Genomic DNA, 15,762 nt, shown 5'->3' on the forward strand with positions numbered 1-15,762 from the left:
CTATTTAGTCAGCTGTGTCATAATTGATTCGTATACTTCATTCCAGAATTCTGGTGTGTTTTTAAACTTTTCGTGAATTTGTTGATGGACTTCTTTTTGTTTCACTTCAAAGTCTGTGTCATCTTTAGCGGGTAAGTCTTTACGAATATCTACGACATATTCTTGTATAGTTTGTGCGCGTGGCCCCCATACAGCAAACTCAGTATTGTCTTGATCTAAGAATATAAAAATAGGAATAGAGCGAGCACCATTTGTTAAATATTGATCCATTAATTCTAAATTAGAATCACGCATAATGACGCTAATAGGGAATTCAGCAACTTCTGCAATCTTCATTAATACCGGCAAATTCATCATAGCATCGCCACACCAGTCCTCTGTGATTGCGATTGCTTTTAGATGTTTGTCTTTTAATTGTAAAAGTCTTTCGTCATTAGGTAATTCAAATGATTCATAAATTTTGTGCATTTCAGCTTTATTGACATTCATTTGATTAATGTATTGTTCTAAAGATAAACCTTGTTCAAAATACTTTAATAAAGTAGTCATAATGGCCTCCTATATGCGTATGATAATTATTTTTATTATAACAATATCAGAATAATCAAACAAAAGATATGATGTTCACATAAAAAATGAACAAATGTTCAAAAAAATTGCGGTATATACGGATGTAGTAAAAAATATCTTATGATAAGCTTATCTCAGCTAATAATTTTTCATACATGTAAGTCTTCTCGACGGGTAGTCTAACTACCCGTTTTTTATTTTTAAGACTTGTTATTTTATGGTATATTTATAAAGTAAATATAATGAAGGTATGTGAATTATGAAAAAATATTTTATAGCTATTATATCATTAATTGCATGTATAGTATTAGGGATTTGGTTATATACTTACTGCACGACACCAGATAACGATTTAAGTGAAGAGCGTATAGATAATATTGGTGTGAAGCAGCCGTTTAAGAATAAGCACAACAAATTTGTAGTAGATGCGATGATTCAGTTAGATGGTAAAACATTTTATCGTTCGAATAAGTGCAAGGAACTTATTATACGTAAGGATAATAAGCATAATCGTATTACAGCAGTCACTCTATTTAAAGACGATAGAGTTAGGACAAGTCGTGATATAGGCATTGATAGTTCGAAGCAAGATGTTATTGAAGCATACGGAGATACTTATAAGAAGTCGATCCTAACGAAAAATCAAACACAATATCATTATAAAGACAAAGAAAATCATATAGGTATGAAGTTTATATTTAAAGATGACAAAGTGAAAAAAATCGAATTATTTGAAGAGTGAGAGGCAGTGTATCATAGCCTCTCATCTTTTTTATGTTCAATTACTTCGGTTTCCGATATAATAGAATTAACAACTTTTTATTTGGAGGTATTACTATGAATTATGAAGCAATTGTCAGAAAGTATGCAGAAACAGTCGTAAGTGTAGGATTAAATGTACAACCAGGGCAAACCGTTGTTGTTAATGCAGATATCGATGCCATTGATTTCGTTCGCGAAGTTACGAAAGCGGCATACGACAAAGGGGCAAAAGAAGTCATTCAGAAATTAACGGATGGTCCATCATCTCAAATGAAATTTGAGTATGCACCAATCGAAATATTTGAAGAGATTCCACAGTATAAAATTGATGAAACGAATGATTTCGTAAAAAATAAAGTGGCACATTTACGTGTGTATTCTCAAACACCAGAATTATTAAAAGACGCTGATCCAAATAAAATTGCAGCACAAGCCAAAGCGTTAGGTGAAGCTAACAAAGACTTTTCTAGGGCTGTTGGACGTTATGACTTTTCGTGGTGTATCGTAGGCTTTCCGAATGATAAATGGGGAGAACTGGTATTTCCTGAATTAAAAGGTGAAGCTGCGAAATTAAAATTATTAGAAGCGATGATTAAAGCAGTACGTGTTGACCAAGAAGATCCAATTGAAGCTTGGAGATTACATAACGAAAATATTAATGCAAAAGCGCGTCAACTGAATGAAAAAGCTTATGATAAATTACATTACAAATCTTCAACAACTGACGTCGAAATTGGATTAACAAAAGGACACGTATGGTTGGGTGCAAGTGCGATGAATTCTGATGGTGTTGAAATTCAAGTGAACATGCCAACAGAAGAAGTATTTACTTCACCAGATTTTCGCCGTGTTAATGGTGTGATTGGAAATACACGTCCACTTGCATATCAAGGTGCAATTGTAGATGATTTTAAATTAACATTTAAAGATGGTGTAGTGACTGACTTTGAAGCGGGTGTTGGATACGACGTACTTAAGAATATGTTAAACAATGATGAAGGTGCTCGCCGTTTAGGTGAAATTGCATTAGTACCTGATGATTCACCTATTTCTAATTCTGGTATTCTTTACTACAATACATTATATGATGAAAATGCATCATGTCATGTTGCATTAGGTCGATCATTCCCGAATGCAATTAAAGACGGGAAATCATTTTCAAAAGAAGAATTATTAGAGCAAGGATTAAACCAATCAATGATACATGTTGATTTCATGATGGGTGGTAGCGATTTATCAATCGATGGAATTAAAGAAGATGGATCAGTAGAACCAGTGTTTAGAAATGGAAATTGGGTAATATAAGGTCGTCGAAAAAGCGTTTAGACTCAAGGAAACTGGAAACAAATCCGAAGAAATCGAACTTTGATTTAGCAGGATTTGTTGAAGTTTACCGGGAGTCTGCGCAAGAGACGCCGTCAAAAAAGGTCGTCGAAAAAGCGTTTAGACAATATGAAGAGTGGCCAGAAGACATTGTTTTCCGGCCACTCATTTTTTATTCTACTGCACTTTCTGTGATTTTAAATGTAGCTAGATCAGCATCAATAACAGCATTTCTACCGTATGGAATAATGCATTTTGGTTCGTTGTGTCCAAATGATGCATTGAATAATACAGGTTTATCCTCATGGCCCCATTCTTTCATAATTTTTTTTACGACTTCTTTATATTCTTCATATAATTTGCCGTTTTGTGGGCGGCCAAATATAATACCATTGATTCGATCTAATGTACCTAATGCACCTAGGCTACGCATAAAGTCTTCCATCAACCATTGTGGCATTAATACTTCAGAAGTTTCTAAGAATAGAATTGCACCATCAAAGTCTTCAACATTTGGATACACTTTGGTACCTCGTAATGAAATCATAAGTTCCAAGCATCCTCCAATAAGTGGGCCACTTGCTTGTCCTTTGCCATTTACGACTTCATATCCATTATTATCAACTTTTTCACGATCAATTAACTCATTTTCTTTATCCCATCGTAATCCGTGTTTAAATACGAAGTCTGATGTTGGTATATCACCGATAACATCAGGTTGAGTTAGCGTTTTATTGAAGTGCATCAATGAATACTCTGGAAATTCATTATTCTCAGCGAAATCTGTTAATAATGACATACCATAAAAGCTTGATAATCCAGATTTTAAACATACGAAATGTGTGAATGTTGAATCTGAATATCCCATGAATATTTTTGGGTTTTGACGAATGACATCAAAATCTAAATAGGGTAATAGGCGTACACTATCATCACCACCTAATGTTGAAATGATTGCCTTCACTTCTGAATCTTGAAATGCTGCCATTAATTCTTCAGCACGTGCTTTAGGGTGGTCATAATTAAATGCGATTCCTTTTAATGCATTTGGCATCACCTTTACTTTATAACCCATGGATTCAATACGTTGAATGCCAATATTTGTACGATGCTTCATTGATGCCTCACCAGCTAATCCAGAAGAGGAAGATACAAGTGCGATTGTATCACCTTGGTTGAGTCGTTCTGGTTTTATAAGTTTTAACATATCATCACCACTCTCAATAAAATTACTCCAATTATATCAGAAAATTTAGAATTTTAAACGAAAAATAAAAACGTGAGTGATTATTACATCACTCACGCATCATTTTAAAATTCACTATTAATTTTTATTGATTGTTTTGGGGCTTCAGTGACATGCAGTTTGGGTAATACAATATCTAAAGTACCATTTTTCTTAAAAGTGGCTTTAATTGTTTCAACATTAACATCTGGTAAATATAATGAACGGTGCATTGATCCAAATGTACGTTCGCGTTTAATATAGTTTTGGCCAGGTTCTTCAATTACAACTTCTTCATTACGTTTTGCAGTAATATTTAAGGCATCATTTTGATAATCGAGTTGAATGTCATCTTGATTAATCCCAGGTAAATCAACTTGTACTGTATATTCATTACTTGTTTCTTTTATATCTAATTTGAAACTATGATTGTAAGCATTATCGGCAAATTGACTTACTGATTTTGTTAACATTTCATTTGCTACATCAAATACATTTTGTCCACGTGAAAAGATACTATTCTTATTATCCATATGAATCACTCCTGTTTATTTGATACTTATATTATACACTTAAGGTCAAATATAGTCAAATTAATTAGTGTCATTTGTAATTGCGTCGAGTAAGTAATCTATGGTTGCGATGGTATACGATGGTTGAGCTTGTTTAATTTCATTAATATCTCCGTACCCATACAGTACACCAATTGAATCGATGTTATTCTTTTGGGCACCAATAATATCATATTTACGGTCACCAATCATAATACATGATGATTTAGGCAGACGATGTGTATCAAGAACATGTTGAATCACTTCTGATTTGTTTGTACGTGTGCCATCTAGTTCGCTGCCTGTGATCGATTCGAAATAATGATCAAGGTGGAAGTGCTCTAAAATAGGGCGAGCAAAATGCGTAGGTTTACTTGTCGCTACATATAATTTTTTATCCATAGACTTTAATGCATCTAATAACAATTTAATCCCTGGATAGACGGCATTTTCGAACATACCTTTATCACTATAATATTCGCGATAAAGACGTACAGCTTCGAGATATTTTTCATCCTTTAAGTTGTAGTATATTTCATAACTTTCTTGTAATGGTGGACCAATAAACGGAATTAATGCTTCATTTTCTGGTGGGTCTATATTTAATTTTTTTAATGAATAAATAATACTATTTGTAATGCCTAAATATGGATCAGTTAATGTACCATCTAAATCAAATAATATATGTTCATACATTATCGAATGCCACGTTCGTATTGTTTTGGAACAGTAATATCATCACGTAAAGCTTTTACAGCATGAATTGCCCAGTACGGATCGTTTAACATACCGCGTCCTACTGCTACTAAATCAGCATCTTCATTGCGTAATGTCATTTCAGCTGTTTCAGCACTATCTAAAATACCAACTGCAATCACAGGTACATCGAATTTTTCTTTGAAGCGTTTCGCAAATGGTACTTGATATCCTGGATAGTTACCGGGTTTATCAATACCGGCAGGTGCTTCGCCGCCAGTTGAGATATGAAACATATCGACACCAGCCTGTAAATATTTCTCTGATATAGATAAAGCATATTCTACATCATAACCGCCATCCATGTATTCTCTTGCTGAAATTCTGAAGATTAATGGCATATCCTCTGGCATCACTGATTTTGCTGCTTTTATTACTTCAACACCAAACAATGATAAATCTTGGCCGTATTCATCGGAACGCTTATTAATATTTGGTGAATGGAACTGGTGAATTAAATAACCGTGAGCACCGTGAATTTCAATAGCATCAAATCCTGCTTCAACAGCGCGACGAACACTTTCTTTATATTTATTAATCATAGCTTTTACTTCTTCATTTGAAAGTTCTCTAGGGTATCTGATATCACCGTAATCTGTTTTTTCTTCAACAGGCGTTGTAAATGATGAAACAGGTGTCTCAACATCACGTGCTTTACGTCCAGCATGACCAATTTGGATAGCAGCTTTTGCACCATTTGAATGGATACCATCAACGACATGTTTAAATGCAGGGATTTGTGCATCGTCCCATAAACCTAAACAATTTTTAGTAATACGTCCATCGGGTTCAACGTTGGTCATTTCAACGATAATTAATCCGGTTTGACCAACAGCACGAGATGCGTAATGGACATAATGCCATTCAGTTGGAGTACCATCTTCATTCTCAACAGAGTATTGACACATCGGTGGCATTACGATTCTATTTTTAAGTTCTAATCCTTTATAAGAATAAGGTGTATTTAATATTGTTTTCATATTTATCCTCCTGTTTTCTTGTTGATATTATTATAAGATTTTTCTTTTAAGAAAGATAAAATTTTGATTTATTTTATGAGTAAAATGATTATTGTTGTGTCAGTTTTTATTAATAATCTTAGGTGAATGAAATATCACTTAAAATAAAGTATAATAAATTTAAGTGAATATAAAGGGTGTGATGAGATGTTTGAAGTGAAAACAGAGATTAAAATTATTCCTGATGGCTACGACTCTACAAACCGTTATTTCCATAAACATGTACTTAATAATTACTTAGAGCTTGGCGTTAGATTAATAGGGCGTTGGGTAAATAATGACAAGACAGTCATTACAGAGATTTGGGGCTATCTTGATGAACAGCATTACCGAGATTTCTTTGAACTGAGAAAGAAAACGAAGCATTATCAAAATTCTTTACCGGATAAACTGGCAAATGATAAATGGATCATTTCAAAAAAAGATATGATTATTACACCAACGGGTGATTATAAAATGGACTTACATATCGTTTCGACTAATGTGCTTGTGCAAAATGAACAGAATGAAGTTTTACTTGTACGCAGTCTGCATCGAAGTGATACTTTAGAGTTACCAGGTGGAAGATTAGATAAAGATGAAGATATGATTACCGGAGCCATACGAGAAGTGAAGGAAGAAACCGGATTAGATGTAGAAATTAAAGGTCTTATATATAGTTCACACAATAAAACAAGTGGTGTCGTGAATTTTACGTTCCATGGTGAGGTTGTTGGCGGTAAGTTGAAGAATGGCGATGATGAAACAGTAGATGTTGCGTTCTATCCTATCACCAAAGAGAATATTTCATCACTCGTAACACGTAAAATTTCAGAAGACCGAATATTAAAAGCATTAGAGAAAAAAGCACAAAAGTTTGACTTATATGAGAATAATCCTTTTAAAATATTAAAATCATTTCAGTGAAAAACAGCGTTCCAAACATTTGGAACGCTGTTTTTTTTATTCACTGGCAAAAGTGATATCACTATCAATTTGACCTGTAAATTGTTTGATTTGTATGGGGTTACCATCTAGCCAGTCTTGGAAATCAAGTGTTGTTGGTGAATTATTACCGCCGAGGGCAAACTGAACGGTTAAGTCTTTTGGGAAGTAACAACTCGTATGAATAGTTCCACTCCAACTAGAATATAAATCACTAAACACGCCAGCTTTTGGATCGTTCATAATTTTAAAAGCCGAACTCGCATTCATGTGACTGTTCGTTTGTGACTTCAAATTACTCATACGCATTTCTGAATCCTTTAGGACTCTACGATTCTCGTGTGTTAATACTTCGAAATGATTTGTACAATAATGATGTTCCCTGACGATGATATCTCTTGGTGTTGCTTCAACGATTTGGGTAACACCTTTTTTGTCTAATAATATATAGCTGAAACTTGAACGATGGGGAATTTCATTTAAGAATTGTACTGCATCATCGACACTTTTACAGCATTCTAGGATCATACGCCCAATCATGTAACAAACGAAACCATCACCTGGCACTTTTCGATGCATGAAATTGTAACCCATCGATAAACCATGTTCATTCATCCCATCCATGCGACCAGTAATGCGAGAAACAGGTGCCATCGTCGCGTATCCTGAATCATTCGGTTGGAAGAAAGTGAAACGCCCATCATATGTTGCTGGATGATAATCGTAATTTCTGACTAAATAATCTTCAGTTGTGAACACACTGCAACCACTCGGTTTCGCATAGACCCTGTAGTGGCCGAAGTTGAGTAGGATTTGGGTCATATCCATTTTGAGCTCGGCTTGCAAACCGAGCAGTTCCTCCCAAATACCAGGGGCGAAGCGGTTGAATGCGGCTTTCGTTTCTTGAATATCTATATCAAAGCGAGGGCGACGGATACGCCATTCACGTTCGCGATTCTCCATCATTAACGTTGTTTTGAGCCATTTTCCTTGTTCGATACCGAAATCGAAATGACTGCCTCGAAATTCAGTGATAACACTTTTGACTTGTTGCATTGCGATACCTCCTTAATACATATAGTGAAATTATAACAAAGAATAATATTGAAAGATTGATGTAAAGCTTACTTTACGTAAAGGGAACTTTACATTATAATGGAGTTGAAGAGGTGAGTGTATGAAAAATAAATTAGCTGAATACCGAAGTTTGCATGACTACTCACAAGAAACGTTAGCAAAGCACTTAAAAGTATCTAGACAAACAATTATCTCCATTGAAAAAGGAAAATACAATCCATCGTTACCGCTTGGAATGATGATTGCGGAAATCTTCAAAGTGAAAGTTGAAGATATTTTTGTGTTAGAAGAAAGCGACTATAAGTAGGAGGCGATAGGATGTTTAATCATATGGAAGGTAATCGACCTGCGTTGTATTTATTAGGATTTGTGATGTTAGCAATGGCTGCATTTTTTATGATTGTGATTATTGAAAGACCTGAGCTGTATGTGATGCAATTTGTATTAGGCATACATATGATATTGATGGGCATTCAAAATAGAGAAGAAATGGTCGATGAACGTATTGTGAGTTTGAGTAATCGTGCGTTTAAGACGTCTTATTTAGTGACATTATTTGTTGGGATGATATTTTTTACTTTATATACATTTGATTGGATTGATTTAAGAGCAGAAAGTGCCATTATCATCATGCTCTCGATAATGTTTTTATCGTTTTCGGTGAGTAACTTTGTATTATGGAGAAAGTATTAGGAGGAGATTGGATGTTTAGTTCAGCGAAGTATTCGTCAGGACAAATGTTGTTATTTGGATTAATAATATTGATTCCAAATGCAGCGCTTTATTTCTCGATAGATAAACCAAGTGTACTGAGTCTCATTTTATGTGCAATTGGATTGAATTATCTTATCAACGATCCTAAAGAACAGGATGAAAGAGAACAGAATTTTACTTGAGAGTTTGAAATGGACTTGGGGAAGCATGTATTTTTTAATACTTGGATTACTTACAGCTATTAAAGTTAGGTGAGCAATTAAATCTAGCCATCATATTAAGTTTTGCAATTGTGATGCAAGCTGTATTTAGAGTATATTTTAGAAAGTTTAAATATTAAATAATTGGGTGGAACTTTATATTTAGCAGTAAGTCGACAATAAGAAGTATCAATTTAATTAGTGTATTACAAAGTTTAGTTTTGTCACACGTCAGATAAGGAGAGTGACAAAGATTTGGGCCGATTCCTAATTGGAGTCGGCCCGTATTCTTATGCTAACTTACAATCATCTAGTTAACGCCAACTGCATCCCATGCAGCTTTGATTGTATTAGCATCAGTTGTTCCATATAAATCATGGGCTGACTGAATTAAAGCTTGTTTCGTATCTTTAAAGTCAGATGTAGAAGTTAAATAATATGTTAACGTTCTATAATAAATTTTTTCTGTTTTTGATTTACCAAGCTTAGTTACAGTATTATAGAATGCTTTATTCGGAATACCTGAATTAATATGCACACCACCCCAGTCACCGTCTTCAGTGTTTGGCAAGTTTTGATATTTATTCATATGAGAAGGTTGATCATATAATTCTGGTTGTGAGAAACTGCGTAAGGCATCTCCTGAACGTCCAGGTGTAAATACATCTTCACCCATCAAGAAGTCCGGATCAATAAAATAGCCAAATACGTCAGACATTGACTCATTTACTGCACCTGGTTGATATTCATAAACTAATCCTGCAGTATGTTCTGTGACTGCATGTGTTAATTCATGTGCAACGATATCATTAGCACCTGATAAAGAAGTGAAATTCACACCATCTCCATCGCCATACAACATTGCTTCGCCGTTCCATTGAGCATTATTGTAATTTGAACCATAATGAACTACTGAATAAATTGGCGCACCCTTTCCATCATACGAATCACGGTTATGTGTATTCTTAAAATAATCATAAACGACATCACCATAGTAATGTGCATCAACAGCTGCTTTTTGTCTTGTTGAGTTAAAGTTTGTGTCTGTATCTTTTACAATTTGTGTATTGCTCATGGTATTAAAAGCATCATATGTTTCAATATTTCCCGTATGTGTCATATCAGCTAAGTAATAGTTACTACCTTCTTGATAAATGTTCAATGGTTTGGATCTATTGTCCATACCAACTCCATATCCAGTAGTTGCTGCATCATAAATTTTATTTTGTTTTTTGATGACCTCACTTGTTTCAGTATCAATTTGAACATGCCAGTTCGCTGATTTTGGTGTAACATAAATCAACTGAATGTCATAAACATATTTTTTTTTGTCTGCATTAATAACTACATCTGCTTTTTTTACTACATCACGATTGGCAATGTTTTTTACTTTATTTTTATCAACACCAACTGCTTTAAATGCTAAATCAACAGCTTCGTCTTTTGATAATTTTTGTGTATTTGTTGGGTTTATTTCTTTTTGATCTAATTCACCGTTAACATGGACAACTTCATTTTTATTATTTACGTGAATTTTAATTTCCTTTTCAATTGCTTTTTTACCATTATTGTGTGGTTTTAACGTGTAATGTGTGAAACCTTGATCATCTTTTTCGACTTTAGTAATTTCATACTGCTTGTAAAATTTCTTAGCGTTTTTATCGCCAGGCAGAGATTTTAAGAAGTTTTTTGCATCATGTTTTGATTGTACTTTTTGGATTTGACTTAAAGACTTCGAACTTTCAGTTTTGGCATAAGTAACATCACTTTGAATTAAACCAGTTAATAAAGTAGTTGATAGAACTGCAGCGGGTAACATGTACTTTTTATTCATTTTTAAATCTCCTTTTACTATGTTATTTTCGATACAAGATTAATTATAATGATTTTTAATTTCAAAACACTCGTGTAGACCGCAAATTTTTTTACGTTAAAAAGTTAACAAAGTTAAATAAATCTCATATTATGGATGTAATAGTGTGATATTGTAAATTCGAATTGTCAGAAAATAAGATGAATTCAGTCTTTTTAAGGAGTTAACATTTATTAAATGTTAACTCCTTAATTTGAAAGCCTATTGAATTCATTTGATATTCAGTGAAAGAGTAAAGGAAAGTAGAATTTTAATAAGATGTTTCTAATGGAAATTGAAAGTATTATTATATGTTAAATAAAAAAAGAGTGTTGCTAGTTATTAGCTACACCCTTTTCAACATAAGCCCGTATTAATTTACGTTCATTATCACTTACGGTATCGAATGTAAAAATACATAACGCAGCTTTTTCAGATACATTGTAGTTATCGTCACCACGAGAAATCTTTATAATTACAATATTCGCTGTACCACGTTCAGTTTTATGCATAACATCAAACTGCCATTCTAAATTTAACTTTTCTGTTTCATCAAGGTGAAACTTTATGCTTTCAATAAAAGCATCGTAATCTTTCTCGTATTCAACACCATCGTCATAAATAATATTAGATTGAATATTTTTATCGATGAGTTGTTTAATTTTTTCGATATCGTTATTTTGCCATGCTGCTAGTAAATGTACGTGAGGCATTCTTCTCATCCTATCCTTTAGTTCTTATCATTACTATATCATAAACTTGAAATAATAATGTTAATTATTTCATTCCATTTTATTCATGTGTTAAAATAAACCTATAAAGAAACACTGGAGGAGTGAAACACAAATGGAATTCATTAAATCTCTATTTAAAGCAATTCTTATCACATTCTTGGTATTATCAGTAATTGTAACTGCTGGAGCAGCTTTATTTGTTATTAGCTTTAAGAAAGACTTTGAAGATATTGAACGTCGTACGAAAGAAATCGTCGCTAAAATTGAATCTGACAATGCTTAAGACTCTGTGATTTTAGAGTCTTTTTCTTTTGAGAAAAATAATAATTCAGGGGTGTTCAATTGAGTCCATTACAATCTATTTCGACTAAAGAATTAAGTGGTTTAGAAAACGTTAATACGGAGCAGGAAATGATTCAACTCATCCGATTAATGAGAAAAGAAAGACCAGTTATTCATGATATAGTGATAGGATGTAGTAGGAATAATCAAGATTTAAACAAAGCATATCAATTTAAAGTATTATGGGAAACGTATGGTGGATTTGATGGGAATGGAGGCACAGTACTTGCGATTGTGAGTTGGAATCCATATGCATCATCATTTAATAAATACGTGAATCGTATTGCCAAGCATGTACCTGATGGCTTTGTAGCACTAGGTGAATCTAGAGGGTTTGAACAAATCATGAGAAGGTTACACAGATTTACAGATATAAAAGCGAACCGAACTTTTGTACTTTCAACATTTGAAAGTCAACATATGATTAACAGTGCCGGAATGTTTATCTTTGAAGGAATGAAAGGTACATCTAAGCTTGGAACATACTTCTCAGTACATGATGGTTTAATACAAATTACATAAATTAAACGCACATGCGAATTTTGCATGTGCGTTTATTGTTCTATTAATTTACATATCTTTCTTCTTTTTACGTGTAAAGTATAGTAGTGCAATACCAGCACTAATGGCCATTAATCCAGCTATAGGTAACAATTGACTCATTGCTTCACCTGTTTCAGGTAAATAACTTTCATCATCACTTGAGCTTGATTTGTATTTTGAATATGATTTCTTTATAGGAGATGTATGATTATTAGAACTATCATTTCTTGAACTAGAGAAGTCTCTTGAATTTGAATCACTATTTGAATCATAATTGCTACCAGATGAATAGTTGCTATCAGATGCATAACTGCTATCAGACGCATAATCACCATCACTTGAAGGCGTATATTTAGACTGTTTGCTGTCTTTCCTTAAAGTAGGTGTTGTGGATTTATGACTTAATGTGCCATTGAACGATGAAGTGTCACTTGCGTAATCATTACTTGATGAACTGTCACTACTATAATCAGAACTGCTAGAACTTGAGTTACTGCTGTAGTCTGCAGTATTCGCATTATCGCTTGTTGATGATTGTTTCGCATCTGCTCTACGTTCTGCACGTGTGATAGGATTCACTGTTGGTTTTTCAACGGGAAGTTGTGGTTTTACATCTCTACTAACGTTTGATCTTTTAGAACTTGTATTACGTTCACGATAGCTTTCTGAGTCGCTTGAATCGCTATTTGTATTAACCACAGCTGACTTTTCCGCTTTATCTCTATTCTTCAGTAAAGGTGGTCTGTCATCAGGTGCTCTATGGATCGCATCACCATCAGAATTTAACGTTTGCTTAAGCTTTTCGGGAGAACGTTCACGTTTGATTGGTTTAGTCTGTGCTTCATATACTAAATATTTCTCTTCGCCAGCTTCAATTGTAAGTGGCTCATTAGGTGTTGATTCAATATTTTCTTTTGAGTAACTCACTTCATAAGATTCTTTAGAATCTACATCATTAAATTCTACAACCCCATCAGTTACCTCAGTTTCGTCAATTACTTGTCCATCCAATTTTAGGTATATTATTGTTCCATCTTCTAAATGAGTAAAAGATCGATCCACTGCATTAACTTTAATTGTATGATGTTGCTCTAATATCGGTGCTTCAGAAGTTGCCACCTCGTCAACAGATTCTAGAACTAATGCTGGATCAACAATTTCTATTTCGTTTAAGACACCAGGATTGATTGTATATTCATTCCCTGCAATTTCAATAGTGGAGACATCGCCATCAATCACTTTATAACCATCGTCAAGGGCAGTATATAAAGTATGCTCTTCATTTAACTGAGCTTTGAAAGGAAAATCTTTGATTGGTTCATTATCTTCGTTGTGGAAATAAAGAACCGTCGGATGAGTGTCAGCATAAACTGTTGTCGATAATGTTGTAAACGACGTGATTATTGCAAGAGACAATAGTGTTTTTTTCATGTGTAGCTCCTTTTTGCTTGTTGAACCCATTATGACATATTTCACTTTTAAGTGCTAGGTGATATCCATAAATTCACAATTGATTTAGTTTGTTTAAAGTGGATTAATAATTTTAAATCTAGTGTTATATAAGTATGTATTTTTGAATGAAGTTATCCATATATAGTATTTTTTCGATGATTTAACACTAAGTTAATAAAAATAAAAGATGAATTTTGTTAAAAATATAAATTAAGTATCGAGTTTTTAGAAAATTTCGTGTAATATTATATTTAAGAAATTAATTCATTAATGAATGGAGGAAATTATGATGAGAGAAGAGTTAGAGCAAGTTGTTTTAAAAATGAAAGAAATGAACTTATCTCTAGAAGAATTGTTAAACCAAAACAAAACTTTAGGTTTTAGTGAAGACGTTGTAACAGTGATTGACTCTGCTGCCCATAAGCCCTTGAATATTAAAGCTTCAAAGTATTGGACTGGCGATTTTTAAGGTGATTGAACAATATATTTTTGAATTAATTAAGAAGTTGCATCTTTCAACCAACTCAGAAGAAGAGTTGTTAAGCTATGTGAATGATAAAATCCAACGAGATAGTTGGGGAAGTTATTACGAAACAATTAATATGCTTTTTAATACAAGTACCCAAGCTGATATGCAAAGAAATTCTGTTGCAATTCAGCTTGTTTTTTGGGCTTTTGATTTAGTTGATGACGTTGTCGATGATGATTATATATTGAAGTGGATTTCTAAAGAACAACAAATTGTTTTATCTCATATTACAATGCTTCAAGCAATTCGTTTAATCGATCGTGAGATTCAGGATGAAGTCATGTCATTTATAGTAGAAGCTGGTTACTCAGAGTTTCAAGATATTACTTTTGATTTCAATGAGAACCCTAGGCTATCAGAAGATGACTATATAGAGATGATTACTAAGAAGTCTGGTAATTTGATGATGTTGATTGGTCTTATTATTGATAAAAATAACAAATCTTTGTTGCAGTTTATGCAATATATTGGGATTGCTGCTCAAATTAAAAATGATATAGACAGTTTATTATCAGAACAAAAAAGTGATTTTAAGAAAAAAAAGATGTATTTACCACTTATTAAATATATATTTTTCTCTGGTGATACGAACCTTCAGAATTACTCTCGTGAAAATATTTTAAAATCTGGTTCACTAGATTACTGTAGATTGTTGTATAATTATTACATTGAAAAAGCATACGGTATTCTCTTAGATGCTTTTCCCGATAAATCTGAAGGAATAAGGAAATTAAAAAATGAATTCAATTTTTAGATTAAAGCGTATGTCAGTACCATTTTATTTGTTATTAATTGTTCTGACTTGCGTAATACATTTAAAATTTTTCTATGCTATTAAAGTTTCTTTACTTATGGGTAGAAATTATGATGATGTAACTATATTGACTATTTGTACGGCAGGTTTTAACTTTTTTATTAGTATTTTAGTGCTTCAAATGTTAAATAAACTTGATTCATATGTTCTTAAGCACTTTTTCATACTATGCTTATTATTAGCGAATACGATCTCTTTTTCTTATTATGATCCTTTTTTAAAAGGACTAGGAACAACGACAGAAATATTTTTGTTATTTTTCGTTCTAGCAATGTTGTCAAAGTTATTTAGTATTTATCCTGTTTTTTCAAGATCGAATAAATTGAATAACTTTTTAAAACTAAATAATTATTTGATATTTTCATTATTTATAAT

At 33.0% G+C, this 15,762-nt stretch carries 19 protein-coding genes; 10 read left to right on the forward strand and 9 right to left on the reverse strand.

Annotation, left to right across the window (positions count from 1 at the left end; translation table 11 throughout):
- Positions 1-549, reverse strand: coding sequence for a thioredoxin family protein (locus ACMGE9_RS08550; protein ID WP_414042377.1), 549 nt, complete (start codon positions 547-549; stop codon positions 1-3).
- A gap of 280 nt (positions 550-829) precedes the next feature.
- Here ACMGE9_RS08550 and ACMGE9_RS08555 point away from each other — a divergent pair, with 280 nt between their 5' ends.
- Together ACMGE9_RS08555 and ACMGE9_RS08560 are read left to right on the forward strand one after the other, a co-directional pair.
- A complete protein-coding gene (locus ACMGE9_RS08555; RefSeq protein ID WP_414042378.1) occupies positions 830-1,312 on the forward strand; it encodes a hypothetical protein in 483 nt (160 codons plus the stop codon).
- A gap of 95 nt (positions 1,313-1,407) precedes the next feature.
- Positions 1,408-2,637 carry an aminopeptidase gene (locus tag ACMGE9_RS08560; RefSeq protein ID WP_414042379.1) on the forward strand — a complete coding sequence of 410 codons (1,230 nt, stop codon included), beginning with the start codon at positions 1,408-1,410 and terminating at the stop codon, positions 2,635-2,637.
- Between the two features lie 190 nt (positions 2,638-2,827).
- Here ACMGE9_RS08560 and ACMGE9_RS08565 read toward each other — a convergent pair whose 3' ends face one another.
- The 4 genes from ACMGE9_RS08565 to ACMGE9_RS08580 all read right to left on the reverse strand — a co-directional run bounded on the left by ACMGE9_RS08565 (position 2,828) and on the right by ACMGE9_RS08580 (position 6,167).
- On the reverse strand, positions 2,828-3,862 hold the full coding sequence (locus ACMGE9_RS08565; RefSeq protein WP_414042380.1) for a S66 family peptidase: 1,035 nt from the start codon (positions 3,860-3,862) through the stop codon (positions 2,828-2,830).
- Positions 3,863-3,966: 104 nt separating this feature from the next.
- On the reverse strand, positions 3,967-4,413 hold the full coding sequence (locus ACMGE9_RS08570) for an Hsp20/alpha crystallin family protein (protein WP_414042381.1): 447 nt from the start codon (positions 4,411-4,413) through the stop codon (positions 3,967-3,969).
- Positions 4,414-4,473: 60 nt separating this feature from the next.
- Positions 4,474-5,127 carry an HAD family hydrolase gene (locus ACMGE9_RS08575; protein WP_414042382.1) on the reverse strand — a complete coding sequence of 218 codons (654 nt, stop codon included), beginning with the start codon at positions 5,125-5,127 and terminating at the stop codon, positions 4,474-4,476.
- Entirely contained in the window at positions 5,127-6,167 is a 1,041-nt protein-coding gene (locus ACMGE9_RS08580; protein ID WP_414042383.1) for an NADH:flavin oxidoreductase/NADH oxidase, read from the reverse strand. The genes ACMGE9_RS08575 and ACMGE9_RS08580 overlap by 1 nt, the downstream gene beginning before the upstream one ends.
- 186 nt (positions 6,168-6,353) lie before the next feature.
- On the opposite strand from ACMGE9_RS08580, the gene ACMGE9_RS08585 reads away from it, so the two are divergent.
- Positions 6,354-7,112 carry an NUDIX hydrolase gene (locus tag ACMGE9_RS08585; protein WP_414042384.1) on the forward strand — a complete coding sequence of 253 codons (759 nt, stop codon included), beginning with the start codon at positions 6,354-6,356 and terminating at the stop codon, positions 7,110-7,112.
- Positions 7,113-7,148: 36 nt separating this feature from the next.
- Here the strand turns inward: ACMGE9_RS08585 and ACMGE9_RS08590 are convergent, their stop codons facing one another.
- Entirely contained in the window at positions 7,149-8,186 is a 1,038-nt protein-coding gene (locus ACMGE9_RS08590; RefSeq protein WP_414042385.1) for a C45 family autoproteolytic acyltransferase/hydolase, read from the reverse strand.
- A gap of 121 nt (positions 8,187-8,307) precedes the next feature.
- On the opposite strand from ACMGE9_RS08590, the gene ACMGE9_RS08595 reads away from it, so the two are divergent.
- The 3 genes from ACMGE9_RS08595 to ACMGE9_RS08605 are packed head-to-tail and all read left to right on the forward strand — an operon-like array spanning position 8,308 to position 9,103.
- Positions 8,308-8,514: a helix-turn-helix transcriptional regulator gene (locus ACMGE9_RS08595; RefSeq protein ID WP_414042386.1), complete on the forward strand. Its 207-nt coding sequence runs from the start codon at positions 8,308-8,310 to the stop codon at positions 8,512-8,514.
- An 11-nt stretch (positions 8,515-8,525) separates the two neighbouring features.
- Entirely contained in the window at positions 8,526-8,900 is a 375-nt protein-coding gene (locus ACMGE9_RS08600; protein ID WP_414042387.1) for a hypothetical protein, read from the forward strand.
- A gap of 11 nt (positions 8,901-8,911) precedes the next feature.
- Positions 8,912-9,103: a hypothetical protein gene (locus ACMGE9_RS08605; protein ID WP_414042388.1), complete on the forward strand. Its 192-nt coding sequence runs from the start codon at positions 8,912-8,914 to the stop codon at positions 9,101-9,103.
- 328 nt (positions 9,104-9,431) lie between these two features.
- Here ACMGE9_RS08605 and ACMGE9_RS08610 read toward each other — a convergent pair whose 3' ends face one another.
- Positions 9,432-10,955, reverse strand: a complete 1,524-nt coding sequence (locus tag ACMGE9_RS08610; protein ID WP_414042389.1) for a M4 family metallopeptidase — start codon at positions 10,953-10,955, stop codon at positions 9,432-9,434.
- Between the two features lie 353 nt (positions 10,956-11,308).
- Positions 11,309-11,686 carry a hypothetical protein gene (locus ACMGE9_RS08615; RefSeq protein ID WP_414042390.1) on the reverse strand — a complete coding sequence of 126 codons (378 nt, stop codon included), beginning with the start codon at positions 11,684-11,686 and terminating at the stop codon, positions 11,309-11,311.
- Positions 11,687-11,819: 133 nt separating this feature from the next.
- Between ACMGE9_RS08615 and ACMGE9_RS08620 the strand changes: the two genes are divergently transcribed.
- Positions 11,820-11,990 (forward strand): hypothetical protein, encoded by a 171-nt coding sequence (locus ACMGE9_RS08620; protein WP_414042391.1) that lies wholly within the window; start codon positions 11,820-11,822, stop codon positions 11,988-11,990.
- A gap of 59 nt (positions 11,991-12,049) precedes the next feature.
- Positions 12,050-12,571, forward strand: a complete 522-nt coding sequence (locus ACMGE9_RS08625; RefSeq protein ID WP_414042392.1) for a hypothetical protein — start codon at positions 12,050-12,052, stop codon at positions 12,569-12,571.
- Between the two features lie 48 nt (positions 12,572-12,619).
- On the opposite strand, the gene ACMGE9_RS08630 is transcribed toward ACMGE9_RS08625, so the two are convergent.
- Positions 12,620-14,023, reverse strand: a complete 1,404-nt coding sequence (locus tag ACMGE9_RS08630) for an LPXTG cell wall anchor domain-containing protein (protein WP_414042393.1) — start codon at positions 14,021-14,023, stop codon at positions 12,620-12,622.
- Positions 14,024-14,330: 307 nt separating this feature from the next.
- Here ACMGE9_RS08630 and ACMGE9_RS08635 point away from each other — a divergent pair, with 307 nt between their 5' ends.
- Together ACMGE9_RS08635 and ACMGE9_RS08640 are read left to right on the forward strand one after the other, a co-directional pair.
- Positions 14,331-14,513 carry a hypothetical protein gene (locus tag ACMGE9_RS08635; protein WP_414042394.1) on the forward strand — a complete coding sequence of 61 codons (183 nt, stop codon included), beginning with the start codon at positions 14,331-14,333 and terminating at the stop codon, positions 14,511-14,513.
- A 1-nt stretch (position 14,514) separates the two neighbouring features.
- Positions 14,515-15,327, forward strand: a complete 813-nt coding sequence (locus ACMGE9_RS08640; RefSeq protein WP_414042395.1) for a class 1 isoprenoid biosynthesis enzyme — start codon at positions 14,515-14,517, stop codon at positions 15,325-15,327.
- Positions 15,328-15,762 lie beyond the last annotated feature (435 nt).

The organism is Macrococcus animalis (assembly GCF_047425875.1).
In the GTDB taxonomy this organism is placed as follows: domain Bacteria; phylum Bacillota; class Bacilli; order Staphylococcales; family Staphylococcaceae; genus Macrococcoides; species Macrococcoides animalis.

Coding starts and splice junctions, on each gene's coding strand:
- ACMGE9_RS08570 (WP_414042381.1), bottom strand. CDS start 4,413: ATGGATAATAAGAATAGTATCTTTTCACGTGGACAAAATGTATTTGAT.
- ACMGE9_RS08585 (WP_414042384.1), top strand. CDS start 6,354: ATGTTTGAAGTGAAAACAGAGATTAAAATTATTCCTGATGGCTACGAC.
- ACMGE9_RS08595 (WP_414042386.1), top strand. CDS start 8,308: ATGAAAAATAAATTAGCTGAATACCGAAGTTTGCATGACTACTCACAA.
- ACMGE9_RS08550 (WP_414042377.1), bottom strand. CDS start 549: ATGACTACTTTATTAAAGTATTTTGAACAAGGTTTATCTTTAGAACAA.
- ACMGE9_RS08600 (WP_414042387.1), top strand. CDS start 8,526: ATGTTTAATCATATGGAAGGTAATCGACCTGCGTTGTATTTATTAGGA.
- ACMGE9_RS08630 (WP_414042393.1), bottom strand. CDS start 14,023: ATGAAAAAAACACTATTGTCTCTTGCAATAATCACGTCGTTTACAACA.
- ACMGE9_RS08610 (WP_414042389.1), bottom strand. CDS start 10,955: ATGAATAAAAAGTACATGTTACCCGCTGCAGTTCTATCAACTACTTTA.
- ACMGE9_RS08605 (WP_414042388.1), top strand. CDS start 8,912: ATGTTTAGTTCAGCGAAGTATTCGTCAGGACAAATGTTGTTATTTGGA.
- ACMGE9_RS08580 (WP_414042383.1), bottom strand. CDS start 6,167: ATGAAAACAATATTAAATACACCTTATTCTTATAAAGGATTAGAACTT.
- ACMGE9_RS08555 (WP_414042378.1), top strand. CDS start 830: ATGAAAAAATATTTTATAGCTATTATATCATTAATTGCATGTATAGTA.
- ACMGE9_RS08575 (WP_414042382.1), bottom strand. CDS start 5,127: ATGTATGAACATATATTATTTGATTTAGATGGTACATTAACTGATCCA.
- ACMGE9_RS08560 (WP_414042379.1), top strand. CDS start 1,408: ATGAATTATGAAGCAATTGTCAGAAAGTATGCAGAAACAGTCGTAAGT.
- ACMGE9_RS08615 (WP_414042390.1), bottom strand. CDS start 11,686: ATGCCTCACGTACATTTACTAGCAGCATGGCAAAATAACGATATCGAA.
- ACMGE9_RS08620 (WP_414042391.1), top strand. CDS start 11,820: ATGGAATTCATTAAATCTCTATTTAAAGCAATTCTTATCACATTCTTG.
- ACMGE9_RS08565 (WP_414042380.1), bottom strand. CDS start 3,862: ATGTTAAAACTTATAAAACCAGAACGACTCAACCAAGGTGATACAATC.
- ACMGE9_RS08635 (WP_414042394.1), top strand. CDS start 14,331: ATGATGAGAGAAGAGTTAGAGCAAGTTGTTTTAAAAATGAAAGAAATG.
- ACMGE9_RS08590 (WP_414042385.1), bottom strand. CDS start 8,186: ATGCAACAAGTCAAAAGTGTTATCACTGAATTTCGAGGCAGTCATTTC.